Below are 5942 nucleotides of genomic sequence, written 5' to 3'. Positions count from 1 at the left end.
CAAACATGGACAGGCTCTTAATTTGAGTCTGTTTTTTATTTTTCTAAAAAAACAAAAACCCCACTCACTAATGAGTAGGGAACAGGAAACAGAAAACAGAAAACAGTAAATCAAATGGTAAACAAAGTGTAACACATAATTTGTAGGATTCCTAATTTCAATCAACCTACCATGTAAGAACGTAATTTTCTTACATTGCCTGTGGTGAAGCTCTGTTTTTTGGTTGGTTAACGTGTGCACTTCTTTAAGAAGAAACAATCTTTTTAATACTAATTTAACTAGAAATGATCTTCAGTAAACGGGCGCTTTAGTTGAACAACGATAGACTACTTCGGTGGTCTTTTTTTATTAAAGTAAATGGCAGTTTAGTTGAAGAAGGAATACTGAAATTCCATAGCGAAATAGTAGTAAAAAAGGGAGAAATGGTGATGTAATAGATGCAAGATTATAGAGAGAATGACGAACTGGAATTATGATACCGTGATTGAAGGATTATTTATTAACCATCGTGAAAAAAGCATTAGCTTTCAAATTTAAAGCCCATATCACGTATGGATAGAGATGGTGGGTTTACCTATCGGGTTAAGAAAGGGACTCTGAAATTTGAAAGTGTTATTTATGCTTAGATAACTCTAAGGTAATCGACCAGATACCTGTTAAAGCGAAAGAAAATAAAGATATAAAGCATATCTATTTAGGTATTGATTATGGTGACGATTATAAAGAATTAGATATTGTCTGCTCTAATTATTATTTAAGCTTAGAGGAACAAGAATATATACTTCACGATGATTTTGATTGGTTATATGATGAATAACCTTATTCAACTAAAGCATGCAATAGTTGAACAACTTAATCGGCTGAAAAGTCGATTTTTTTATTGAGCTAAATGGCAGTTTAGTGCAATAAGGATTATCCGAAAATCAATGTGGTAAAGGCTGAATTCCCCCAAGTTACAGTAGTGGATTTACAATATATAATTAACTGCAATTAACTTCGAAAGGATAAAATCAACATGAAAAAAATATTTTATTATTTATTAGTATTAAATCTTATCGCTGTACTGATTTCCAGTCTTTATAATTACCAGAATGAATCAAACCAAAGTGAGATTATTTTCCATTTACTTGAAACGAGTGTACTTATTTTATTTGGAATATTAGGTTTAAGTTATAACGATAAAAAGGCGAAAATTATGGGAGTAGCAAGCTTTGCAGTTGCGATTTTTACTGCATATGTAGGTTACACAAAATATTTTTAAAAGTATTTACCTTAATGAACTAACGCAATGCTTTAGTTGGACACCTAAAAGTAAATTTAAATGATAAGGATGTAACTATTTAATGAGGATACAACTTGAGGTAATAAGAATTATATTTATTTTAGTGTTTTTTGTGATATTCGAATTATTTTTGGGATCTATGCTACACTTTGTTTACTCAAAATTTGGGGTAAACCTAGATAATTCAGGATGGATTGTTCAATTCGCAATTCTAATTTTATTTTTTGTTATATATAAGAATGGATTACAGTATATCGGATGGAATATTAAAAAAGGCAGAAAAAGGCTCACTAAAAAAGTCTCAAAATTGCTTATATCCACTTCAATGTTATTATTGATATTTCCTCCTATTATAAATCTCTTATTCAACTAACGCATGCGTTAGTTTTATAACAGTCACTATTAGACTAAAAATAAGGAGAATTTCATGAGTCGTGAAAAAGCTATTCAAATACCTTTGGAAGTTTGGCAGAATCCACAAGGTGATGTGATTTTGAATATTTCTGAAAGAGATTGTCATGTATTCTTTGGATGTTGGGATGAAGATTCTAATCCTGCTGATTATATTGCAAAGGTAACTTTCAATAATTGTTGGTCAGCAAATTACATTCATTCTGAATATGTAGATTATGAATACGAACTCAAGAATCATCGTTCTTATATTTTAAAAGTTTTAAACTCTCGTTGGCTAGAAGAATTATACACAAAGCAGTTAAGACTATATTCACGAAGTAAAATAAATAAAGATTATAACCATTATGTTGTAAGAGGTCACGACGTTTGCGTTGAAGTTATAGCAAGAGAATTCATAATAGAAAAACTAAATAAAGAACAAGCTGGAGAAAATTTCAGATTAAGTGAAGAAGCATAATCTTATCCAACTAACGCATGCGTTAGTTGGTTAAAATTTTTTAATTATTAACCTAAAATATTATCTTGATTACCTTACCAATCACAAAAAGTAATAAAAAAATCGTTAAGTATTTTATAATTTTCCCTTTTGTCCATTTTTCTAAGTAATAGAAAGAAAAAATAAAATATAGCAGAAATAAAATTGGGAAGATAATATCACCAAACTTTAAATAATCGCAGAAAATTGAAATAGTGAAAAATACCAAAAAGTGCACGCCATCATACTTGTCTGTTTTACTCTTCTCATTTTCTATTGACATGGCGATTCTCCCTTATTAAATCTTTTAGACATATTATATTCTTTAAAGTATTTAGGATTCCTTGTTACACTAAGGCATGCATTAGTGTAACAAGGGACTAAAGCGTGTTTCATATTCCTTATTAAAAGCTTTTTCAAAATTGGAACGCCATATCACATTGCTAACATGAGCTAGTTGATGTACTATGCTGTAAACAACGTTTAAGAAATAGCTAAAATAAAATAAACGCCTAAATAGGTGTTTACAAATTTTTACGATTTACATTAATTCCGTCATAACTAAATAAGACAGTTTTTCCATCCATCCTTGTCTCAATATGAGTCGTTCTTCCCCATAATTGGTATAAATATGGTAAAACTTTCTCTAGATATTTAACATCTAATTCAATCTCTTCAAATGAATGCTTTAAATACAATTCACCATTTTTTTGATAGTCCCCATCATCTACAGTAATATAAGGATATCCTCCATTCGTACGCATATTTACCAATTGATCACGTACATTCACCCAACTTTTATCATTAATCTTATATTCTTTTCCATGTTTTTTAAACAAGTACAAGTCTTTGTTCATCACAAATTCTTTTGATAAATAGTTTCTAATAAAACTAGTATCTGATTCAAGCTCACGTACTTCAAAAATTTTTTCAGTTCCAGAACCAACTTTCACCCCATTTTTTTTCATTTCTTCAGATGGATTGTTATATTTATCTTCAATATCCTCAAACATTTTTAGTCCGAAATAGTAAGGGTTTATACTTGTTTTCGAGGGCTGTACTACACTTGCATTCAATTTTGCATATTCAATTGATTCACCTGAAGTTAAATCTAACTCTCGCATAATACGTTGATGCCAGAGACTAGCCCATCCCTCATTCATAATTTTTGTTTCTAGCTGTGGCCAAAAATATACCATTTCCTCTCGTAACATTGTTAAAATGTCTCGTTGCCACTCTTCTAATTCACGACTAAAATGTTGAATAAATAGTAAAAGATCCTTTTCAGGTTGTGGTGGGAATTTCTTTTTTCGAGGTTTTACAGGAGTAATATTTTCTTTTTTATTATCCAAATTCCATAAATCATCATATGGTCCTACTCGAGGAAGGGGGATAATCACATCATCTTCTAATTGCCACGTTAATCTATTTCTTACAATAGAAGGGTCAATATGTTCTTGGATAGCTATAACTGCATTCAAAAATTCTTCTACTAACTTTTTTCCATATTTTTGTTCATATTGTTTAATTCTTTCAGCAGTTGCGGCCATGCTTTCTACCATATCTCGATTTGTATTGCTAAAACGCACATTATTTTTAAAGAAATCACTATGAGCGAGTACATGGGCAACGATCAATTTATTTTGAATCAGGCTATTGGTATCAAGTAAAAATGCATAACATGGGTTAGAATTAATCACTAATTCATAAATCTTACTTAATCCTAGATCATACTGCAACTTCATCTTATAGAATTTTTTTCCAAAGCTCCAATGTGAATATCTTGTTGGCATTCCATACGCACCAAACGTGTAAATTATATCGGATGGGCATATTTCATACCTCATTGGAAAATATTCAAGCCCAAATCCTTTTGCAATTTCAGTAATTTCATCTATTGCATACTCTAATTCACGTAAATTATATGAGTCCATTATTATTCCCCCTACTATGTGTATTGACAATGTATGATAATTTTTGACGTTATATACTATGGAGTTCAAATAAATAAATTCTACATAAAATTTGTAGTTTAAATGAGATTACAGGACAAAACCTCTCTTGTGTCGAATTAATATAATTTAGAAGGGAGATGTGAAAATGAGTAAAGAGAGTCTATTAAAGAACCTTCGACTTGCAACAAGAGGAAATTACTTTCTAATCAACATTAAAAATCCCTTGGGAAATGATAAAAATATGATTGAAAAACTGGCTAAAGAACTAGAACTAGATGGAAAAATCAAGCTAAAAGAGTGCACGCATTTAGAAGATTCAATCTTTTTAAGTGGAATACTTAAGTTTGCATCCAATTAAATTGGATGCTTTTTAATCGTTGAACAAATTGAATTTTAAATAGATCCGATCAATTAAAAAAAAATAGACTTTCTTCTATTTAACTAAGTAAAGTCCATTAAGAATTGCTATTCTTCAAATTTTCATAAACAATATATTTTTTATAAATATTATGATTTAAAACGAACAATTGTTCAACTTAGCATGCGTTAGCCACCCATGAATCCTCGAATTCACAACAGTGAATGGAAGTTTTTTATTACACTCCATGGTAGTTATATAAGAAATCTTAAATTTCTTTACTAATCTCCTGCTGCAACTATTTTTTTCCTGTTGTACATTTATAATAAGAATATTTGGTAAGTAAATAAAAATTTTTAATTTAGTGCAACAAAAAAAGACTGCTGAAGCAATCTTTTTTTGTACAACTAACGCATGCGATACTTCAATAGAAGATCGCTTTTTCTTATTCAACATAATGGCAGATTAGTTCAATAAGGTGTGTTATAATAAAAAGGTAAATAATGGAATATTTATATATGAAAACATCTTAAAATATAAGGGGGATAAGTTTGAAATATATAATTACTCTTATTGTAGTTTTGACTATATTCATTACAGGTTGTTCAAACTTAATTGGTAACGAAGAACAAAATATAGAAGTTCAAAAGCGAGTAGTTGATGTAAATAATTACGAAGACTTCAAAGTAATAACTAATAATGAGAAAGTTCAAAAGGTAAGAGAGTTATTAGATAATATTGATTGGGAACATACAAAAGTAGATATGGTACGCCCAGCCGATTACAGATTTATATTTCAATTTAAAAATCCTGATATAAATGGAAAAGCCGTGCTATATGAGCTTTGGATAAGTCCTAATAATGATAAAGTGGAACTCACAATAAATGCTGAAAGTAAATTTGTTCAATTAGACAAGAATCATTCAGAAGAACTATATGAAATACTCATTGGTGGAAAATTATCTGACCTAAATTAATAATTTGTTCTCTTGTATGAAGTTTTTTTAAAAAGATTTGAAAATTGGAGTTTAAACATCAACCCTTATGCTATTCAACTAAAGCATGCATTAGTTGCATAACACGAGCTGCTTATATGCGGCTTTTTTTATTGAAGTAAATGGCAGTATAGTTGAACAAGGAATTCAGTGTTAATATAAAAGCAGTAATGATTATAGAGGTGTATAAATTGACTGATGAAATAGTAACTATTGATGTAAGTAATATAAAAACTAAAAAAGATTTACATTTTCTACTTAAAGAAAAATTAAGATTTCCTGATTTTTATGGTGAAAATTGGGATGCATTTTGGGATGCAATTACAGGTTTAGTAGCACCATTACCTAAAAGAGTTGTATTTCTTGGATGGTCAGAATTAGAAAAAAATTTACTGGAAGAATCGGAAATATTGAAAGAATGCCTTTTAGAATACAATGAGGAACATGAAGACCTTCCTAACTT

General features: G+C 29.6%; 6 protein-coding genes. 5 read left to right on the top strand and 1 reads right to left on the bottom strand.

Features of this window, described 5'->3' with window-relative positions; all coding sequences use genetic code 11:
- Nucleotides 1-1015 precede the first annotated feature (1015 nt).
- On the top strand, nt 1016-1261 hold the full coding sequence (locus CN514_RS05995; RefSeq protein ID WP_097976256.1) for a hypothetical protein: 246 nt from the start codon (nt 1016-1018) through the stop codon (nt 1259-1261).
- A gap of 448 nt (nt 1262-1709) precedes the next feature.
- Nucleotides 1710-2153: a hypothetical protein gene (locus CN514_RS05985; RefSeq protein ID WP_098231813.1), complete on the top strand. Its 444-nt coding sequence runs from the start codon at nt 1710-1712 to the stop codon at nt 2151-2153.
- Between the two features lie 542 nt (nt 2154-2695).
- Here the strand turns inward: CN514_RS05985 and CN514_RS05975 are convergent.
- Nucleotides 2696-4105 carry a SpoVR family protein gene (locus CN514_RS05975; RefSeq protein ID WP_098231811.1) on the bottom strand — a complete coding sequence of 470 codons (1410 nt, stop codon included), beginning with the start codon at nt 4103-4105 and terminating at the stop codon, nt 2696-2698.
- 166 nt (nt 4106-4271) lie between these two features.
- Here CN514_RS05975 and CN514_RS05970 point away from each other — a divergent pair, with 166 nt between their 5' ends.
- The 3 genes from CN514_RS05970 to CN514_RS05960 all read left to right on the top strand — a co-directional run.
- A complete protein-coding gene (locus CN514_RS05970; protein ID WP_069034331.1) occupies nt 4272-4484 on the top strand; it encodes a hypothetical protein in 213 nt (70 codons plus the stop codon).
- A 551-nt stretch (nt 4485-5035) separates the two neighbouring features.
- Nucleotides 5036-5461 (top strand): YhfM domain-containing protein, encoded by a 426-nt coding sequence (locus CN514_RS05965; protein ID WP_353652057.1) that lies wholly within the window; start codon nt 5036-5038, stop codon nt 5459-5461.
- Between the two features lie 188 nt (nt 5462-5649).
- Nucleotides 5650-5942 (top strand): barstar family protein (locus CN514_RS05960; protein WP_141529309.1); only part of this gene is annotated, 293 nt, incomplete at its 3' end.

The sequence above is a fragment of the Bacillus sp. AFS001701 genome (genome assembly GCF_002559405.1).
In the GTDB taxonomy this organism is placed as follows: domain Bacteria; phylum Bacillota; class Bacilli; order Bacillales; family Bacillaceae_G; genus Gottfriedia.
This window is presented reverse-complemented; position numbering and strand designations above follow the sequence as displayed.

Coding starts and splice junctions, on each gene's coding strand:
- CN514_RS05985 (WP_098231813.1), top strand. CDS start 1,710: ATGAGTCGTGAAAAAGCTATTCAAATACCTTTGGAAGTTTGGCAGAAT.
- CN514_RS05975 (WP_098231811.1), bottom strand. CDS start 4,105: ATGGACTCATATAATTTACGTGAATTAGAGTATGCAATAGATGAAATT.
- CN514_RS05970 (WP_069034331.1), top strand. CDS start 4,272: ATGAGTAAAGAGAGTCTATTAAAGAACCTTCGACTTGCAACAAGAGGA.
- CN514_RS05995 (WP_097976256.1), top strand. CDS start 1,016: ATGAAAAAAATATTTTATTATTTATTAGTATTAAATCTTATCGCTGTA.